The following is a 19,314-nucleotide window of genomic DNA, read 5'->3' as shown; positions in this document are numbered from 1 at the left end:
TGAGTCGTGTAAGCTGATGTTTCCTAAGGCGATCAACGCGAGAGGGAATCTCTGTGAATATCCCTCGGTTAAGTAAGATCCAGAGATCTCTCATTCCGATGAAGACTATCAATTTGCAGCTAAGCCCACCCAAATACTTGGCTCTTGTCATTCCAGCTCTTGCGTTGGTTTATGCAGGGATCGCGGGGCTGAGAACAGTCAGTGACCCGGATCTTGGCTGGCAGTTGGCTACCGGACGATGGATTATCCAACACAAAGCGATTCCATCCGTCGATGTTTTGTCCTATACCGGCGCGGGACATGAATGGATATACCCAGCCCTCTCGCAGGTGGTGCTTTACTGCACTTATCTGGCGGGTGGTTACTCTCTCCTTTCATGGCTAGCAGCGGCAGCGTGTGTCGGGACGGTTGCCTTCATTTTGCGTCGTGGCCAGCAGGCAACGGCTATCCTGGCAATCATCGCAGTCCCAATTATTGCGGAACGCACGCCTCCTCGCGCCGAGATGTTCTCGGAGGTGTTGCTTGCCGCATTCGTCAGTCTGCTTTGGCAATACTTCCGATCTGGACGTGCAGCGTTGTGGCTGTTACCACCTCTCATGTTGCTCTGGGTCAACTTGCACCTTGGATATGTTGCTGGACTGAGTATGTGTGCTGCGTATGTGCTCCTTGAATTTGGGGAAATGCTGTTTGCGGAACGGCGCCCAGCAGCATTCAGCCGCCTCCGTCACGCCACACCATGGCTGCTGCTTTGCCTTTGTGCAAGTTTCGTAAATCCATGGGGAATTCGCAACTACGTCGGAATGATGAGAGTGCTTCCGGTGCACAGCACGATCTGGGTCACGGAGCTAGATCGTCTCTCTTTAACGCCAAGCACCATTCTGCACGATCTGGCGTGGCGAGATCCGGGAAGTGCCGTCTGGTGGTTGATTGGAGCAGCTCTTGTGGCGATGCTTGTCGGTTTATGCCAGCGACGAATCGCCGCAGCAATAATCCTGGGCATAGCAGTGTACGAGTGCTTCCACTCGGTCCGATTGGCAGGTCCATTCGCAATAGTTACGGCCATCATCGGTGGGTCGATACTTGCAGATGGGCTCAGTCTCAGCTGGCTAGAGTCAGCTTTCGAGCGCTATGGTCTGAAACATTTCCGCGCTCTCGTCACGGTCTCGATCTTTTGCGCAGTCGCAGTCTTTGCAGGAGTAAGGATCGGAGACTTGATTACAAACAGGTATTACTTGCGGACGCCTGGTCAGTTTTCTTTTTTTGGAGTGGGGGCGGCTTCGTGGTATCCGGAAAGCGCCGCATCATTCATCAAGAGTCAGCACCTGCCGGGAAACATCTACAACGAATACAATCTTGGCGGCTTTGCCACATGGACACTTTCGCCGACTTATCCTGATTACATCGACGGTCGCGGGGCTCCTTTTGATGGCAGCCTCTTCTTTCGTTCACTAGAACTGCTGCAGGAGCCGCTGGATTCTGCCAAGTGGACCGAAGAAGCGAATCGCAGGGGCATCAACACTGCCGTGATATTGGTAAACCATATTGTAGGACAGGGTCTACCCAATGTTGATGCGTGCGGAAGCAAGGGCTGGAGCACTGTTTACCTTGATACACAAGCAGCAGTCTTTGTGCGGAACCTTCCTGAAACAGCCAAAATTGTGAGCGCTCTGAAGATTGACTGCAATAAAATTTCATTCAATCAGCCACCAACTAGTTCGGGAAGCCTGGGAAATGCGGAAAGGTTTACTTATTATCTCGATGCGGCCGGCATCCTCAACGCACTCAAACGGAGCCCGGAGGCGTTAGAAAAGCTGGACTTGGCCGAACGCATCTTTGAGGAGAACCCGGACTTACACTACCTGAAGGGTGTCGCGCTGTATTCCATGGGGCAGCAGAAACAAGCCGAGAAGGAGTTGCGTCGATCCCTGGAGCTTGTCCCTATGGAGCAAACGTCGACATTGCTCGCGATGCTGTTCCGAGAACAAGGGCGGTACGTTGAAGCAGCAACGGTTCTGAGCCAGGCGGTGGAGCATTCGTCGCATCCGCATCAATTGTATTTAGAACTGGGCGTGCTGAATCTGGACCTGGGGCAGCCCGCGAAGGCATTGACTTTATTCGACAAGGCTGAAAACTCGAGCCCATATCATGGCGACGCGGTTTCGCTCGGTTCGAGTTTCAATGCTTTGCTGGCAGATGGTCGAGAAAGCGCGTGGTGGAGGCTAGCTGATATTTACGAATCCCAAGGCCTGATGCGGGAAGCCCAGCACGCACGCGCGCAAGCCGCCTCTGCGGCTGAGAAAGTTCGCCAATCCCAAGTGAAAGAGTAACAGTAGCGATGTCCATGTACGCAGAGCTCAAAACACTAACTAAGCTGAGGGGTTTGCAGTTGTCGGCACTTGCATTTCTGCTTGCTGGCTTAGCGTCGTTGAGCATGATACCTAAAGCTCCAGTTCGGGATGCTGACGTGTGGTGGCATTTGAAAGTGGGGGATTGGATCGTTGCAAATGGGGCAGTTCCTCACACGGGTATTCTTTCCGGCACGGCTGCGGCCAAGCCATGGATTGCGTATGCCTGGGGCTACGAGGTGTTGCTCTCTCGGGCCTACGCGTGGTTGGGGCTGACTGGGATCGCATGGTTTGGAATTGTGCTGACTGTTGCAGTGGGTTGGGCATTGTTCTGGGCGTTGTATCGACTTTCGGGAGATTTCTGGCGTTCTTGGATCCTTTGCGGCGTGTCCTGCCTGGCGTTTTTGTTCAATCTGCTTCCCAGACCGGCGTACTGCTCGATGCTTCTATATGCGGTGATGCTCGCCATGTTGTTGGAGGCTGGCCGCCGCGCAGATCCGAAGACGCTCTACTTACTTCCTGTGGTGTTTGTGGTCTGGGCCAACCTTCATGTGCAGTTTGTCTATGGGCTATTTGTGCTGGCACTCTATGTTGCGGCGAATCTTCTACGGAGGATGATCGGCGACAGGGGAATCGGTGTGAGGTTACTCCCAGCTTCGTCGATTCCCATCAAGATACTCATCGGAGTTTTTGTTGGCTGCGCCGCGGCCTGCTGCATCGGCCCTTATACATATCATCTGTTCGAAGTTGTGTTGGGATACTCGACATCGAAAGTCCCTTACCTTTACAGCCAGGAACTGCAGCCACTTGATTTTCAGCATCCCTCAGACTACTTCCTGGTGATTATCGGAGTTTGCGCTCTGGTTTTTGTGTTGTGGCGCAAGAGGGTTGATATGTTCAAGGTCGCACTGTTGATCATCGCGGGTGCGCTTGGATATCGAACACTAAGGGATGCATGGTTTCTGGCCGTGAGTGCCGCTCTGATTCTGGCCGATTTCCCGGCAGGGGATGCAGAAAAACGCAGGCTGAAATTGCCCGAGTTGGCGCTCGTTGCTGTGCTACTTTCGGGAGCGCTGTTTCTTACGGCAAGGAATACCGGGTTTAACCTCCGCGGACTGGACCAGGCGATCAGTGCGGATTACCCGGTCGACGCGGTCAATTATTTGCGGCGACATCCGGCTGCGGGGCCTCTCTATAACGATTTCGGCTGGGGAGGTTTCCTGATCTGGTATTTGCCCGGATATCCGGTGTCGATCGATGGCCGTAATGACCTGTACGGCGACGAATTTGACCAGACTGCGTTCAACACCATGAGTGGAGCTTACTCGGGTGATCCAACGCTAGAACGCGCGGGCGTCATATTGATTCCCAAGGAAACCCCGCTTGCAATCGCTCTGAGTGCAGATCCACATTACCGATTGGTCTTCTCCGATCACATTGCGGCGGTTTTCACCCGAAACTAACGGCAATGCGGCGTTAGGAGGCAACGAGTCAAGACTTGTTGATCAGGGGCATATGACGCATTCAGTGCGCCAGAGTTCGTGGAAGGATCGAAGCAGAGGCTTCGAGATGTGATCCATATCCTAGTAATCAGAATGACTGGACGGGGTACTATCGTTGGAAGCAAAAATGCTCAGCATTACTGAGGTAGGGCTTTGTCCTGCGGTAATGTGCAAGGGCGGCCAGGTGGAGTGATGTAACCGCGCACGCATGGCGCTAGTTATCTGCTCGCCTATTTCATAGGAGTTTTATAACAGATGGAAAACGAAACAACCTCGGTCGCTGTTTCCTCGGGCTCCCCTGAGAGCAGTACTGCCGAGCCGCAAACGGAATGGACTTCTATTAAGGTCTACTCGCTTGGCGCGATCAGCCTTGTGCTGGGAATCGCACTTGGAGCCTTGTTCCACGGTCCGACACAGGGGCCTCAGGGAGCGGTGGCACAGCAGCAGATTACGGCGAATGCTCAGCCTGGTATGCCACCACAAGCGGCAGCGATGCAAGTGCCAGACGATCCTATCTTCGAGAAGGTAAAGAGCGATCCAAACAACTTCGACTTGCTATCGCAGGCTGGCATTGCGGCGATGAAATCAGGAAACCCGAAGCTTGCAGTTGGTTATTACGAGCGCGCCCTGAAGGTTAAGGAAGATGCTGAGGTTCGCACCAACCTCGGGAATGCGTACTTCAGAGCGGGAGATCCAGACCAGTCTCTCCAAGAATTTGCGATGGTCATTAAAGCTGATCCCAAGAATGCTAATGCGCTTTACAACACAGGTGTGGTGCGCTTGATGGGTAAGAACGATCCGAAAGGTGCCATCGAATCCTGGCAAACCTTTCTGAAATACAATCCCGACAACCCTCACAAAGCGCAAGTTGTGCAGATGATTGAGAAAGTTAAGAAACTCCCAAAATCGTAGTTCAAGATCAATTATGGGGCGTGGCTCAATGCTGCGCCCCATTTCATTTGAGAGTGAGTTAAATCAGGCTGGGTAGCAGCGATTCGTGCTACTCCTCTTGCACATCGGAACTTCACGACACTGTGCTCTTAAGCTGCCCGCAGTACCTCTCACTGACAAAGTTCCTGATCGCATTTCCCGCTGGACGCCCACTGAATTAGCGCTTCTGTGACTGTTATCACAAGGAATAGGGAATAGGCAGGAATAAGCTTGTGTTTACCTGAGCATTGAATCTGTGATCGCTGGGTGGCTCAAAACCGCCATCGCTGATTCAGGCTCTATGCGTGGGATTAAAGAATCGTGAGTGAATACACGCGAAAAGCGGCTAAGAAATGGGCGAAATCCCCCATTCCTCGTGGCTCAAATTCAAAGTTGTGGACTGTTTTCAGTAACTTAGGGCGGGGCGCGACGGATGGCCCAACGCTTGCAATTCGGATTCTAGATTTTGGAAAGTAGGTAGCCCTCGATGGGTTTCAAGTCTGTTTGGAACAAGGTGTATCAGGCGCTGGCTTCGGTGCGCACGGGTATCCTTCTTATCATTGTCGTTGGTATCTTCTCGGCGGTGGGTACTGTTGTGTTACAGCGACCCACCACAGAGCCTGAGGACTTGCAGAAGGCGTATTCGCCTGAAACGCTGGCGCTATTGGACCGACTTGGCCTGACTGATATTTTCCACGCCTGGTGGTTCCTTGTTCTGCTCTGCCTATTCTGCCTGTGCCTGATTTTCGTATCGGTTGATCGTTGGCCGAATGCTTGGAAGCTCTATTCCAATCCAATCCGGTTTGCGCCTCCATCGTTCCGTCCGAGTCTGCCGGAGCAAGTAAAGATACCGGTCAAGGATGAGACAAAAGCGCTTTCGATCACACAGAGTGTGCTGAGTCGTTTAGGGCTAAGCCCATCGGAAGTCTCTGATAACGGGGCGCGCGGACTATTCGCACAAAAGCAGCGCTTCTCTGTGTTCGCCGTATTCATCGTGCACCTGAGCCTACTGTTCATCTTCGCGGGATACATCATGGACGGTATTGTTGGCTACCGCGGCAACATCATGGTGCCCGAAGGCGAGGCCCGCAACCAGATTACGTTGCGCGATGACAAGGGCGGACAATCGAAGAAAACCATTCCATTCCTTATTCGCTGTGATGCAGCCGGAGAAGAAACCTACGCTGACGGCAGCCCCAAGAAGTGGTGGTCGAAGCTGACGATTCTTGAAGATGGAAAAGAAACGGTTCACAAGACGATCATCGTCAACGATCCGCTGACCTATAAGGGACTCCGCCTCTATCAATCGAGCATGGGACAGTCGGGCACGCCAAAGACGTTGACCGTAACTGCCACTCCGACCAAAGCTGGCGCCCCCGAGGTAGTCGAGATTCCGCTTAAGGGCTCGGCGAAGCTGAGCGACGGAGAGACTCTTAGCATTCTGCGCTGGGTCCCGGATTACTACGTTCAGGACAACGAGGTTTACAACAAGTCCGAAGACCCAGAGAACCCCGCTGTGCAGTTCGGCCTCACCGACGCGAGCGGTAACACCAAAAAGCTCTGGATTCTTTATTCGCAACTGAACAGTACCCAGGGCCAGGATGCTCCGTACGAACTCGCGCTGAAGAGTGCGACGTGGTCGAAGTACACGGGCTTAGAGGTGTCGCACCAGCCTGGTCAGTTTGGTGTCTGGATCGGCGTTGTGCTGATGGCTATTGGTTTGGTGATTGCCTTCTACTCGCAGCACGTGCGCGTCTGGGCGGCAGTGGTCGACGACGGCAAAGGCGGAAAGTTGCTGTGGGTTGGTGGCACGAGCAACAAGAATCGCGATCGTTTGAAAGCGAAGTTTGCCGAAATCAAGGCGGCGCTCGAGCAGGAATTGGGTAGCGAAGCCGGTTCGAAGTCCAACGAAAAAGTTGAAGAGATTACGCTGACCAAGGCCTAGAGCCGAGGGTGAACGCAGGAGTCATAAAGCTATGCAAGACGTACAAGTAGAGACACAGCAGCGGCAGGCGACAGGTTCCGTTCTGCTGGCTCTAGTGGGACTGGGAATCGCCTTTGCGCTGATCGTTGCGTTACTGGCCGCGGCGAAGGCTCACACCGGGCCAATCTATGGCGAGTCCAACATGCTGTACACGGCGCTGGTGCTGTATGCAGGCGCGGCCACGCTGTACATGGGTTACGGCGTAGCCGGGATTGAACGCTATGTGAACATCGCGTCGCTCCTGACTATTGCTGGATTCGTCGCGAATACGGCTGCCGTGGCGCATCGGTGGTCGGTTGCAGGGCGTCCGCCGTTCTCGAACATGTACGAGATGCTGTTGAGTTTCGTCTGGACGCTGGCGTTGCTGACCGTCATTGCTGAGAAGGCGTACAAGGTCAAGATCATTGGCTCGATCACGATGCCGATTTCTGTCGTTTCGGTCATTCTGATGCAACTATTGCCGAGCGATGTTCGTCCGCTGGTTCCGGCGCTGCAGTCGACCTGGCTGCAGGTCCACGTGACCCTGGCAATGCTCTCGTATGCAGCCTGTGCCGTGAGCTTCGCTCTCGCAATGATGTTCCTGATTCAGGACGACATGAAGACCGAATCCTTCCAGGCCCTGACGTCGACCGGGATGGTTGCGGTATATGCGGGCATGCTGATCACGAGGTTCCGCTCCGGTGGTTCGCTTGCGGTGACTGCCTACGATCTTCAGCAAAAGACCGAAGTGATGATTTCGCGCGGGAACCCGCTGTTTATCCGCATTCCCGACCTTGGCTGGCTCTACATGCTGGTCCTGGCATCGGCAGTGGCTCCGCTGCTGCTGTACATCGTGGCGCAGGTAAAGAAGGATCGCTCGCTCTTCGACGCGGCCAGCAAGGCGATGTTCATAACGATTCTGCTGCAGGCCGCTGGTACGGCGATCTTCATCGCCCGCGTTAAGAACGGACAGTACGCTGCTCCTGAAGCCGACGGGCTGTACTCGACTGCGCTTCCGGCGAATCCGTTCCTGCTGGCAGGCATGATCGGTGGAGTCGTGGCGGGCCTGTTGTACCTCCTGCTGTTGTGGCGACGTGAGGGGCTGCAGAAGATGCTGCCGACGGCAGACGTACTGGATAACGTGACCTACAAGATCATCTGCATTGCGTTCCCGTTGCTGACCCTGATGATCGCGGCAGGCGCTTACTGGGCTAATCAAGCTTGGGGAAGCTACTGGAGCTGGGATCCGAAGGAAACCTGGGCGGCAATCACCTGGCTGGTGTACGCGGGCTACCTACACATGCGCATCACGCGCGGCTGGAAGGGACGTCGCGCGGCCTGGTTTGCCATCCTGGGGTTCGCAGTCGTTATCTTCACGTTCTTTGGCGTGACTTACCTTTTGCCGGGACTGCACGCCTACGCGGCTGGTTAATCGAGTATTTGCAACCAGGGCCGTCGCAGTTTGCGGCGGCCCTTTCTATATGCTATGCCACACGGTCGGGATTGATCTCCTGCTGAGCTTGGCGACCCGCCTTTTCTCGCTCGATCTTCCCGGCGGGACGATGCTCGGCAGGTTCTTGCTGCTTGGTCTCTCCGGTGCCAGCCCGTTCGATGATGGCGTTGATCTCGCCTCCGACCAGCATTGCCAATCCTGTGACGTAGAACCAGAGCAACAGGATCATCACAGCGCCAAGCGCGCCGTATGTGGCGCTGTAACTATTGAAAAAGTGCAGGTACACGCGCAATCCGAACGAGACGGCGATCCACAACAGCACTCCGACTGCTGCACCCGGAGTGACCCAATGCCACTTGGGATGTTCAACGTTTGGAGCAAAGTAGTACACCATCGAATACGACAGCAGCAGAAAAGCCACCGCCACTGGGTACTGCAGAATCTGCCAGACCGCCTTTAGGGTCCCCCCGCCGATTATGTTCGCCACATGGCTGCCGCCCACCACGATCGTTACCGCGACAAAGATCAGAACTCCCAGCGCTACGGTCAGGCCCAAGGCGATTGCGCGCTGCTTGATCATTGAGCGGCCTTCCTTGACCCCGAAAACCACGTTCAGTGTATCCATCAAGGCCGCGGTTCCGGACGAGGCCGAAAGCAGTGCAAACAGAACGCCGAAGGTCAGCTTTCCTCCTCCACTGGCCTGCAACGCCGTGTGCAGAGTTTGATTCACCAGTCCGGCAGCAGCCCCAGGCATAGCACGAGTGATATAGCTGGCGAGGCTCTCAGCCGCGGGGGATCCCGGACCGGCAAAGACTCCAAGTAGCGCGGTCAGGAAGATTCCCAGTGGGAATATGGCGAAGAAGAAGAAGTAAGCGAGCTGGCCGGCGCGGCCCAGAACATCATCATCATTTATGCCCTGCCACACTTTCAATGCGAGCTGCTTTACGCTTAGGCCCCCACCTTTCCAAGGGGAATTGTCCTTGCTTGAGGAGATTGGTGTTGAAGACATTGGCATTTAGAAGCGCAATCGCCTGACAGGTTTGTCCAGCGGAACAAGCCTCTGCTGGCTGGTTCTCGTCAAGCAGGGAAAGGCCGATTGCCTCGGTGATGATGCAATTCAGTTTGCAATTTTGCGCAGGTCTTCGATAATTCAGATATGGACGGTACCTGGAGAGTGATCGGGTGAGATCGCTTCGAATGAATTGGCAGGTCAAGACCCTGTGGCCGGTCGCACTCGTCTTGCTGATGGGGTTGCTGCTATTCGTGCTGGTCACGCTCACACTGCAGGATCCGGTGCGCAACCGAGTACTTGCGGTCGCTGTGGCCGGAGCGGTGGCAATTTGCTCCGTCCTGTTTGTGGTGCTGGCGGTCATGATTCAGCGGCCAATGGCTGAACTGCAGAGCAAAATTGCGCAGGTCCGCGCTGGTGACCTTTTCGTGAATGTTGATTTTGCCGACCGCAATGATGAGATAGGCGACCTAGGGCGACACTTCAACGAGATGGTGCAGCAGTTGCGCGAGAGCCGGGAAGAGATTCAGCGCTTGCATCGGACCCAGATGTCTCGCGCCGAGCACCTAGCGACTTTAGGCGAAATGGCAGCAGGCCTGGCTCATGAAATCCGAAATCCCCTGGCGGGAATAGCCGGGGTGATCGAGATCATCGGGCGCGATCTGCCTCCGGAATCGGCAGCTCGTTCAGTGACGGGCGAGGTGAAGCAGGAGATCGTTCACATTAATAAGATCGTGACGGAACTGTTGGAGATTGCAAGGCCGAAGGCCCCAAGCTTCCAGGTTGGGGACCTCGTGTCGGTGGTCCAGCACGCATCTCTATTTGCTCGCGATCAGGCGGCCGCTAAGAAGGTTGATCTGGATGTTAATTGCGACCAAGAGATTCCGAAGTTGGAGTTTGATAGCGGCCAGATTCATCAAGTCGTGCTCAACCTGCTCCTCAATGCCGTGCAGGCATGTCATGAAGGCGGGAGCGTCAAAGTGACGTTCGACTCGGATGCGCAGAACGTCACAGTGCGGGTCAGGGATACGGGGCAGGGGATTCCGCCGCAGGTCCTGCCAAACATCTTCAGGCCGTTTTTCACCACCAAGGGAAATGGAACGGGCTTGGGACTCTCGCTGGCGCGGCGCATTGTTGAGGATCACAGTGGGACGATCGATGCCGAAAGTGAGGTCGGCAAGGGGAGTGTGTTCACAATGGTAATTCCGCGGATTAGGGCTACGGAGTGAGACCGTAAGGGGAATTCAGGGGGCACCGGATAGGTCGGTTCGTGATACTCTCAAATGCCGGTTCAGACAACAATATAGATGCCGAGTGAAAAAGTATTAATCGTCGATGACGAGAAGCTAGTACGTTGGTCTTTGCGCCAAAAGTGCGAAGAGTGGGGATACCTTGTCTCGGAAGCAGAGACGGGGACCAATGGACTGCGCCTGGCGCGGAATGAATCGCCGGATCTGGTGTTGCTGGACGTACGCCTGCCCGATATGAACGGATTGCAGGTATTGGAGCGGCTGAAACAGGCTGGGGACGCCCGGGCTGTCATCATGATTACCGCAGACCCCCAGCTGGAGGACGTGAAGCAGGCCCTGAAGCAGGGGGCGTATGACTTCATCGGTAAGCCGATCGACTACGACGAACTGCGGGTGGCGGTAAAGAATGCACTCGAAGCAACGCAGTTGCGTTCGGAAAACGAGACCCTCAAAAAGGAAGTCCTACAGCGGCGCCGTGCCGCTTATCACGACGTAGTCGGCGAGTCCCAGCGTATGCGGGACCTGATGATGTTCGTCAACAAGGTCGCTTCGAGCGAAGCCACCACCATCCTGATCCAAGGCGAAAGCGGCACGGGTAAGGACCTGATCTCGCGCGCGATCCACTTTGAGAGCCGCCGAAAAGACAAGCCGCTAATCGTGATCAACTGCTCGGCAATCCCAGAAACGCTGATGGAAGCCGAACTCTTCGGACACGAGAAGGGCGCTTTTACCGACGCGAAGACCATGAAGAAGGGCCTTTTCGAGCAGGCGGATGGCGGCACCCTGTTCTTGGACGAAATTGGAGAATTGTCGGGGCTGCTGCAGGCAAAACTGCTCCGGGTTCTCGAAGAGCAGGTCATCCGCAGAGTGGGCGGGGTGAAAGATCAGGAAGTCGACGTTCGCGTCATTGCCGCCAGCAATCGCGATCTGGAGAGGGCAGTACGCGAAGGGCAATTCCGACAGGACCTGTATTACCGATTGGCGATCATCTCCATTTTTCTGCCGCCTCTTCGAGAGCGCCGGGAAGACATTCTGCCGCTGGTCAACTTCTTCATTGAGCGCTACAACAAGCGATTCCGTAAGTCGGTGAAGGGAATTACGCCGGAGACGCGGGAACTGCTGCTCAAGTATGACTGGCCGGGCAATGTACGCGAACTGAAGAACGCAATTGAGCGCGCAATGATCCTGGAAGACGACGATATGCTGCGGCCCGTGTATCTGCCTTTCTCGGTGGGTTCACCGCTCAGCAGTTTGACGGCCTTCGAAGTCTCGTCGGGTGTGACTGCGCCCGGAGTCGGTGGATCGTTCGCGCCGCAATCTGAAGTTCAGGTGGTGAATGGGAAGAACCTGCCGCGGTTGTCGATTCCTAACGGTGGAACCAGTCTTGAAGAAATCGAGCGAACCTTCGTCGAAATGGCGATGAACCAGGCGAACAGGAATCAGACCCAAGCTGCCAAGTTGTTGGACATTAGTCGCGATGCCTTGCGCTATAAGCTAAAGAAGTTCGGACTGATGCACTCGGAAGACGAAGAGGTAAGTGCACCACCTCATTAAATCGGTATAGAAGCGGCAATTCTGCCCTGAGACTTGCAGGCGATAATGCGGAATCGTCCGCACGTCTGCGCTAATTCCCACACCGAAATAAGTTCCGATCCATAGCGTAGCCTTACTCCGAAAATGTAAGTCTCTGAAAACAGGGCAATGTCTCTTCGAAAGTTCCCCGCCCCATTTGGCCCTCAATGTGCGTTAAGAGACCGGTAGGGAGAATACTGTGGAACCGACCCTGGTCGTCATCGGCATAAGCATTTGCAGCGCCAAGCTGCGAACGCGAGAACGCTTTCTGCTGACTCCCGACCAGAAGACGGAAGCTCTTTCCACCCTGGTGCGTTCGAACGCCATAGACGAAGTCATCGTTGTCTCGAATTGCAATCGCACGGAATTCCTCGTTTGGACCCAAGACGCCTCCGAGGCCGCAAATTCTGTTCTTCGTTACCTCACACGTTCAAGAAATCTGAAACTGCAGGAATGGTCCAACTTCTACCGCTTGGTCGGTGACTCTGCGGTGAGTCATGTATTTCGGATCACAGCGGGCATTGACTGTGCGGTCTTTGGAGAACCTGACGCGACCGATTGCATGCTCGTGGCTTGGCAGCAGGCACAACGTGCGAGTACCACGGGACGGTTCCTGGATTCTCTGATGGCAAAAGCATTCAGCGTAGCCGGAAGAGTGCGGCAGGAACTCGGTGCGCCAGCCAACACCACGACGGTGGCGCAGGCGGCGCTTCTGGTGTGTCAACAATCCTTGGATGACCTGAGCAATTGTCGCATCCTCGTACTCGGCGCCGGTCAGATGGCTCTTCTGGCCGTGCGTGAACTCCAGAATGCAGGCGCGAGAGACATCATCATTGTGAACCGCACCTGGGAGCACGCACGGCACCTAGCGAAGCAGTGCAACGTCAGAGCAGTTGAATCCGAGAACTTGCGCGAACAGCTCTTGCTGGCGGATCTGGTCATCTCGGCCGCGTCGCAACGAATCCTGCTATCGCCAGAAGAACTGGAAGCCGTTGTACGCGAGCGAGAAGGCAAGCCGCTAATGCTTGTCGATACTGCTGTTCCTCGCACAATTGATCCCCATGCCCGCCAGATTGATGGCGTGACCCTGCTTGACCTCGACGATCTGTGCAGTGCAATGGACCAACGCGAAGGACGTCGGCCCATGCGCGTTGCTGCCGAACACATCATCGCCGACGAGGCTGCGGGATTCCGCAGCAAACTGCTTTCGCAATCCATGCTGATCACAATCTCCGGAATGCGTGAGAGACTCGAAGCAATCTGTCAGCAAGAAATGGATCTGCTGCGAGATCAGTTCGGCCCATTCACGCAAGATCAGGAAGTCGCGTTGCAGGCACTCTCCGTGCATATTTCGCAGCGCATATCGGCGAGTCTAGCTCGGCAACTGAAAGAAGTGCCGGAGCGTACAGAACTCACCAGTGCGGTCCAGCAGCTATTCCAACTCGAACACCACAACCTGAAGGCCAAGGTCGGCGACTAAGTCGTACACGGCTCCATTCTGCATACGGGGTACACTCTAGTAACCAAGCGCGAACTTATCCTTAAGTCAGCGAACTCATCTGCCGCTTAATTAATCGAAGAGATTAATTGCTACGCGGAAAATCGGAATTCCCGAGGAGGATAGATGAGGCGCATTGCCCTGCTTTTCATGCTTCTGATGAGCGCCGCTGTTTGTTTACAGGCGCAGTCCAACTGGTCCTTCAAGGGGACCGTCATCAAGATGCGCATGACTGAGTGCACCGCACAAAAGAGCTTCATGGCTGCGATGGCAGGTCAGCAAGGGCAGACTCAAACTGCGTGTCCTGAGTACACGATCATCGGCGACAAGGTTGTTTATGTAGTTGTGGGGCGGCACGCAGATGAGTTCATGCCGCTTGCCGAGAACATTCAATTTCTCATTCGTAAGAATGAACTGCTGCTGTTCTCCGATGACGAAAAGTCGAGGTCGCGATTTGCTATTCAGCAGATGACACTGCGCGGCGACTGGGAACGCGAAGAAGCGCGCAAAGAGGCTGCAACTCGGATGATGGAACGCAGTGCCAACTACGAAGTGCGCAACCCTCCACACACGTCAATGATTTCCAGCGGCCGATAAAAGCAACGTTGTTGAACCGGGGCGGCATGCGCCCGGTTCATCTTAAGTCGTAATCATCCACCTGATTCATTGAATTGACTGCAGCCAAACATGTGTCAATGCGGCTGATGGTGAAGTGTGCCCATTGTTAGCTGATTGTCCAGCGGCTGTCCGACTCAGAAAGGCGGGACGGAATCGCACGACGTTCCTGCCTTATGAGGTAAGGCAACTCAAGCATTCATGCATGACTCGATACATCCGTTCGCGACGGAGACCGGAGTGGAAATGAGACTTTCAAGCAAGCAAGGGATCGTGGTCTTCCTGCTCTCGCTCTTTTTGGCGGTCGTGCTGAGCTCGATGCCTCTCGATGCAGCCGACAAGACCGGGTTCACTTTGCAGACCGGCACAACGGAAGTTCGGCTTGCATTCTCCGCCTCCGATCGTCAAGGGCGAGCCGTGAAAGAGTTGACCGCGTCCGACGTTGCTGTTGTCGATAATGGAACGATTGTTCGCCAGTTCCGGAGCTTCGCTCGAGCGTCAGAGAGCCCACTTGATATCGTTATTCTGCTCGACAGCAGTGATTCGTTAGAGTCGCAGATTATCGAAGAAGTCTCGGAAGTGCGGAACTTTGTTGCGAACTCCGCGTGGGGTGAGCGTGACAGAGTCTCCATCATCTCATTTGGAGGCACGAAGCCGGTCGTGATCTGCACCAGCAACTGCACTGAAACCTCTGCACAGAATAAGCTCAGTGCCATTAAGCCTTCAGGCACTACCCCCTTGTACGACGCAGTGGTGACCGCAACAGATTTGCTGCGCTCAAGTCGCGAGCCGGAAGCTCGAAACGCCATCATCTTGTTCTCTGACGGCATCGACACCGAAAGCATACATTCATTGTCTGACGCAATTGAGGAAGCGGCGAAGCTGCAGTCTGCAATCTACTGCGTGAATCCGCGACAGAAGGAATCGAGCAATGGAGAAGGGCGGGCGCGACTCGAGGCGCTTGCCAATGCCACCGGAGGATTGAGCTATCCTTCGAGCCGCGACGCCCAGAGAATTCTTCGCGAAGTGATCAATGATCTGCACAGTGGATACATTCTCACCTACGAGGCTGCAGAACACACGAATCGACAGCACTCAGTTGAGATCCTCGCCACCCGTGATCGACGACTGCAATTCCGTTCAAGGCGGATGTACGAAGAATGGTCGCTGTATTAAGCCGCCAAGCGGCCGCGATTGGATTTGTCGAATAGCAATGAATAATCCATGTACCGTTCTCAGTGGCGGCGTGGACTTTCGTGCGTCTTTTTACACAGAATTGCGTAAAAAAACGCGAAATTTCAGCCACAATCATCCCGTCTTCGCCCTCAATCGTGATCACAGAATTCGCTATTTCAAACGTCTAAACAGAAATTGGTGGGGAAGGTGAAAAAGGTGGTACTCAGAATGCAAAGTAGAAGCTTTCGGTGCCCCTATGAAGCTTGCGTTGAGCACTCTGATTACCGCTCTGCTGCTTTCAGTTACGTCAGAAGCGAAGCTACACCCAGTGCCGCTGTCGCCCGACACCCCTGACGCAAAATGCATTGAGTGTCACAACGATAAGTCGAAGGGTGCCAATGTCCACCCTGCGGTTGGCATGGGATGTACTTCTTGTCACGAGATACTCAAGGGCGCAGATAAGGGCTCCGATGTTACCCGAATTCGATTGGTGAAGCCGACATCCACCGCATTGTGCACGGGCTGTCACGAGCAGATGAAGTCCCGCAATGCAGGAGTGCATCCTCCCGTTTCGCGCAATTGCCTCTCTTGTCACGATCCTCATGTATCCGCAAACAAAGGTCTCCTAAAGAAGGCAGAGACAGGGAGCAAAGGCGAGAACCTGTGCCTCGATTGCCACGCTCAGGGATTGAATACTCCGGATAAAGGTAGCCGACACGCGGCGCTCGACATGGGATGCAACTCTTGCCACGTAACCCATAAGAACGGGCAAGACGGAAAGTCAGAGACAAAATACCATCTGACCAAAAGTGCCCCTGCGCTCTGTCTCGACTGCCACGACGCGAAAGATCCAAAACTGGCCGCTGCGCACAACAATCAGCCGTTTGCCGCAACAGATTGCGTGAGGTGTCACGATCCGCATCAGTCGCGCAGCCCGAAGTTGATGCAGCCCGTTCTGCACAGTCCATTCGAGTCCAAGGCTTGCGATAGCTGCCACGCGCCGGCAAAAGACGGCAAGGTCGCTCTGACAAATACGGACAGGAAGGCGATGTGTGTCACTTGTCATTCCGACCAGGCCGAAGCGATCGAGAAAGCTCCAGTTCAGCACCCCGGAGCCGGTGGAGATTGCACCGACTGCCACGACGCGCATGCCGGTAAGTCGCAAGGAATGCTGAAACCTGATCCGGTCAGCGCGTGCCTCGGGTGCCATTCCGATATCGCCGAGCAGCACTCGAAGTTGCACCTGCACCAGCCTGCGTTTCAACAGGGTTGTTTGACGTGCCACGTCGGACACGGCGGCAAGTACCTGCACCTGCTGCGCAGTAATTCTGCGAACAATCTTTGCCTCGAGTGCCACGGAGCAGATGTGGAGCCTCAGAAGCTCGAAGCGGAGCACATGGTGACGATCTTCGATGGGAAAGTGAAGCTGCCGGAGAACTATTTTCGGAAGATCACGATCCTGCCGCTCAAAAACGGAGCTGGGCATCCGGTTGAGCACCATCCCGTGACGGACATTATGGACTTGAGCACAGGGAAGCTGAAAACACAGCTGAACTGCTTGGTTTGTCACCAGCCCCACAGCTCGTCAAAGTCGGCGATGCTAGTGAAAGATCAAGAGGCGAACGCGCAATTCTGTAAGAACTGTCATACCAATCCGCTGAACCTGAAGGCGGCTGGGACCCTTGGAGCGAAATAGTATGTCTGCCCAAAGCTTGCGTGGTTTTCGAAAGGTAAGAAACATCGTCTGCTGCGCAACGGTGATTGCCGCCCTAGCGGCGCCGATCGCTTTCGGTGCGGACAAGAAGAAGACTTCCGGCAAAGCTAGTTCCGCACAGCAGCAGGGTCGCGTCGTATACGACATCAGCAAGCTGGTGTGGCCCAACCCTCCGGCCATTCCGCGTATCAAGTACGTGACTCAGCTAACAGGCGAAAAGATAGACTGGACCGCTTTTGAGGCCCTAAAGAAGAAGCCAAAGCAAAGCTGGATGGATCGCATCGCCGGAGATAAGCCGGTACAGGATCGCAAAGACATCAAGATTCCATACCAGCTCATTCGCGTGTACGGCATCGCAGTCGATTCGAAGGGGAAGATCTACGCGGCGGACCAGGGTGTCTCGGCGGTATTCATCTTCGATGTCGAAAACAAAGATGTAAAGCTCATCCGCAATCGCTATGAAGCGAGCTTTGGCCTGATCAACGGGATTGCCATCGATGACGATGACCGTCTGTTCATCACAGATACGAAGCTCAGGCACGTACTCGTGATGAACGCCAAGCACGAGATGGTGACCACCTTCGGCGGCGACATCATGGTAAGTCCGGCCGGTATCGCGATAGACACGGAGAACCGCCTGCTGTACGTGGTGGACACGCAACGCGATCAGGTGCTGGTTTACAGCCCAGACAACTACAAGCTACTTCGAAAGATTGGTATCACGGGAAAGAAACATACCCTCACCGACCAAGGTGCCTTCTCGTTACCTACCAACGTCGCTGTCGATCAGAAGGACGGGACGGTCTTCGTCACCGACACGCTGAACAATAGGGTAGAGATGTTCGATGCGACGGGGGAGTACATCGGTCAATTTGGCAAGTCCGGCGATGGGCCGGGATCGTTTGCGCGACCTAAAGGCATCGCCGTGGATGGCGACGGACACATCTGGGTGGTGGACGGGGTTCAGCAGCGCGTGCAAGTCTTCGATCGCAATGGACAACTGCTGATCTACTTCGGTGGACCCGGAGGCAGACCTGCCGAATTCAATGAGGCATATGGAATTGCCATCGATCGGCAGAATCGCGTGATTGTGTCCGAGCAGTACATTGGACGCGTGCAAGTGTTCCGCTACGTGAGCGATGCAGAAGCAGAAGAATTGAGAAAGAATACGGAGCGGGCAGATACATCCCCCGCTCCGGGTAAGTCCTCGCTTCCTGGAAAGGAATCGAAGGAACACAACAAGGGTGTTACCGCTCCTTGATCTCGCAAGCTTGGCTGTCTTATGGGCGGCCAAGAGATCGAGGCAGACAAATCTGTTAGGCTGCCCTCGACCTCTGAAGTACGCAGTGCGTTGTTGCATTTGCAGTAACTTTCAGGAGGTTGTTTATTATGAAGAAAGTATTTCTACTTATGTTGGCCGTGCTGACGGCTGGCACATTGATGGCCCAGGATGCTCCGGATCAAACGGGTGACGTCCTCGGCGCCCACAACGCCTATGGCCGTGGCTGCGTTTCCTGCCACGCTCCCCACAGCGGTGCTGCCGGTAACGGTGCCACCGACACAACCAAAGCTGTTTCCGGCAACCTGGCCCTCTGGGGTCAGGACCTGAGCCCGCTATACAACAAGACCATCGCGTTTGGCGATTGGGGTGGTTATCCAGTCACTCTGCCCACTGCCTACAGCAGTCCGTTCGATGCGACCACCGGCATCATGATGTGCCTGAGCTGCCACGACGGTAATCTGGCGAAGGTCGGCATGATGAAGGGCACCACGGTCGAGACCCTTCCAATCGTGGGCGGCACCGCCCCGACGCTGCTCGGCAACGACGGTTCGACCGCTGGCAACTACCAGAACGATCACCCAGTGGGACCAGCCGCTGTGGTTGGTTGCAATGGCAAGTACGACTGGGATTGCACAATCACCCTTAACGCAGACAGCACAAAGTTCGCTTCGATCACGCCCGGCACGAACATGACGAAGTTCATTGCGAATTACGGCTTCACGGCCGAGCTGTTCGACAACGGATCGAAAGAGCCGATGGTGACCTGCATCTCCTGCCACGATCAGCACAGCCAGACTGCGTATCATGGCACGATTAACGGCGCTGAAGGCAATTACAAGACGATGTTCTTCGTCCGCGGTTACTACAACCCGAAGACGGGCAGCAACTCCGTTTCTCAGTTCTGCCGCCAGTGCCACGGCGGTGAGGGCAATGAGATGCACGGAATTGACGGTGTGAAGACGATCTAGTTGTCCCACTTGGGGGAGGGGAACAGTCCTCCCCCGT

Annotated in this window: 14 protein-coding genes; 13 read left to right on the top strand and 1 reads right to left on the bottom strand. The window is 55.0% G+C overall.

Annotation, left to right across the window (positions count from 1 at the left end; all coding sequences use genetic code 11):
• Positions 1–98: 98 nt before the first annotated feature.
• The 5 genes from AC6IZD_RS16985 (at position 99) to ccsA (ending at position 8,172) form a co-directional block, all read left to right on the top strand.
• Entirely contained in the window at positions 99–2,327 is a 2,229-nt protein-coding gene (locus AC6IZD_RS16985; RefSeq protein ID WP_497784680.1) for a tetratricopeptide repeat protein, read from the top strand.
• Between the two features lie 104 nt (positions 2,328–2,431).
• A complete protein-coding gene (locus tag AC6IZD_RS16980; protein ID WP_497784679.1) occupies positions 2,432–3,808 on the top strand; it encodes a hypothetical protein in 1,377 nt (458 codons plus the stop codon).
• Between the two features lie 294 nt (positions 3,809–4,102).
• A complete protein-coding gene (locus tag AC6IZD_RS16975; protein WP_497784678.1) occupies positions 4,103–4,759 on the top strand; it encodes a tetratricopeptide repeat protein in 657 nt (218 codons plus the stop codon).
• Positions 4,760–5,264: 505 nt separating this feature from the next.
• Positions 5,265–6,722 carry a cytochrome c biogenesis protein ResB gene (resB, locus tag AC6IZD_RS16970; protein ID WP_497784677.1) on the top strand — a complete coding sequence of 486 codons (1,458 nt, stop codon included), beginning with the start codon at positions 5,265–5,267 and terminating at the stop codon, positions 6,720–6,722.
• A gap of 31 nt (positions 6,723–6,753) precedes the next feature.
• Positions 6,754–8,172 carry a cytochrome c biogenesis protein CcsA gene (ccsA, locus tag AC6IZD_RS16965; RefSeq protein WP_497784676.1) on the top strand — a complete coding sequence of 473 codons (1,419 nt, stop codon included), beginning with the start codon at positions 6,754–6,756 and terminating at the stop codon, positions 8,170–8,172.
• Between the two features lie 52 nt (positions 8,173–8,224).
• Here ccsA and AC6IZD_RS16960 read toward each other — a convergent pair whose 3' ends face one another.
• Entirely contained in the window at positions 8,225–9,118 is an 894-nt protein-coding gene (locus AC6IZD_RS16960) for a YihY/virulence factor BrkB family protein (RefSeq protein ID WP_497787598.1), read from the bottom strand.
• 257 nt (positions 9,119–9,375) lie between these two features.
• Between AC6IZD_RS16960 and AC6IZD_RS16955 the strand changes: the two genes are divergently transcribed.
• The 8 genes from AC6IZD_RS16955 to AC6IZD_RS16920 all read left to right on the top strand — a co-directional run bounded on the left by AC6IZD_RS16955 (position 9,376) and on the right by AC6IZD_RS16920 (position 19,277).
• A complete protein-coding gene (locus tag AC6IZD_RS16955) occupies positions 9,376–10,431 on the top strand; it encodes a sensor histidine kinase (RefSeq protein WP_497784675.1) in 1,056 nt (351 codons plus the stop codon).
• 78 nt (positions 10,432–10,509) lie between these two features.
• Positions 10,510–12,006 carry a sigma-54-dependent transcriptional regulator gene (locus AC6IZD_RS16950; protein WP_497784674.1) on the top strand — a complete coding sequence of 499 codons (1,497 nt, stop codon included), beginning with the start codon at positions 10,510–10,512 and terminating at the stop codon, positions 12,004–12,006.
• A 217-nt stretch (positions 12,007–12,223) separates the two neighbouring features.
• Entirely contained in the window at positions 12,224–13,504 is a 1,281-nt protein-coding gene (gene hemA / locus AC6IZD_RS16945; RefSeq protein WP_497784673.1) for a glutamyl-tRNA reductase, read from the top strand.
• A 144-nt stretch (positions 13,505–13,648) separates the two neighbouring features.
• Positions 13,649–14,119, top strand: coding sequence for a hypothetical protein (locus tag AC6IZD_RS16940; RefSeq protein WP_497784672.1), 471 nt, complete (start codon positions 13,649–13,651; stop codon positions 14,117–14,119).
• Between the two features lie 264 nt (positions 14,120–14,383).
• A complete protein-coding gene (locus tag AC6IZD_RS16935) occupies positions 14,384–15,313 on the top strand; it encodes a VWA domain-containing protein (RefSeq protein WP_497784671.1) in 930 nt (309 codons plus the stop codon).
• A gap of 268 nt (positions 15,314–15,581) precedes the next feature.
• The gene (locus AC6IZD_RS16930) at positions 15,582–17,009 is read left to right on the top strand and encodes a cytochrome c3 family protein (protein ID WP_497784669.1); all 1,428 of its coding nucleotides are present in this window, start codon (positions 15,582–15,584) and stop codon (positions 17,007–17,009) included.
• A gap of 1 nt (position 17,010) precedes the next feature.
• Positions 17,011–18,288, top strand: coding sequence for a 6-bladed beta-propeller (locus AC6IZD_RS16925; RefSeq protein WP_497784667.1), 1,278 nt, complete (start codon positions 17,011–17,013; stop codon positions 18,286–18,288).
• 128 nt (positions 18,289–18,416) lie between these two features.
• Positions 18,417–19,277, top strand: coding sequence for a hypothetical protein (locus AC6IZD_RS16920; RefSeq protein WP_497784666.1), 861 nt, complete (start codon positions 18,417–18,419; stop codon positions 19,275–19,277).
• The last annotated feature ends 37 nt before the right edge of the window (positions 19,278–19,314 follow it).

Source organism: Koromonas humicola (genome assembly GCF_059726255.1).
This window is presented reverse-complemented; position numbering and strand designations above follow the sequence as displayed.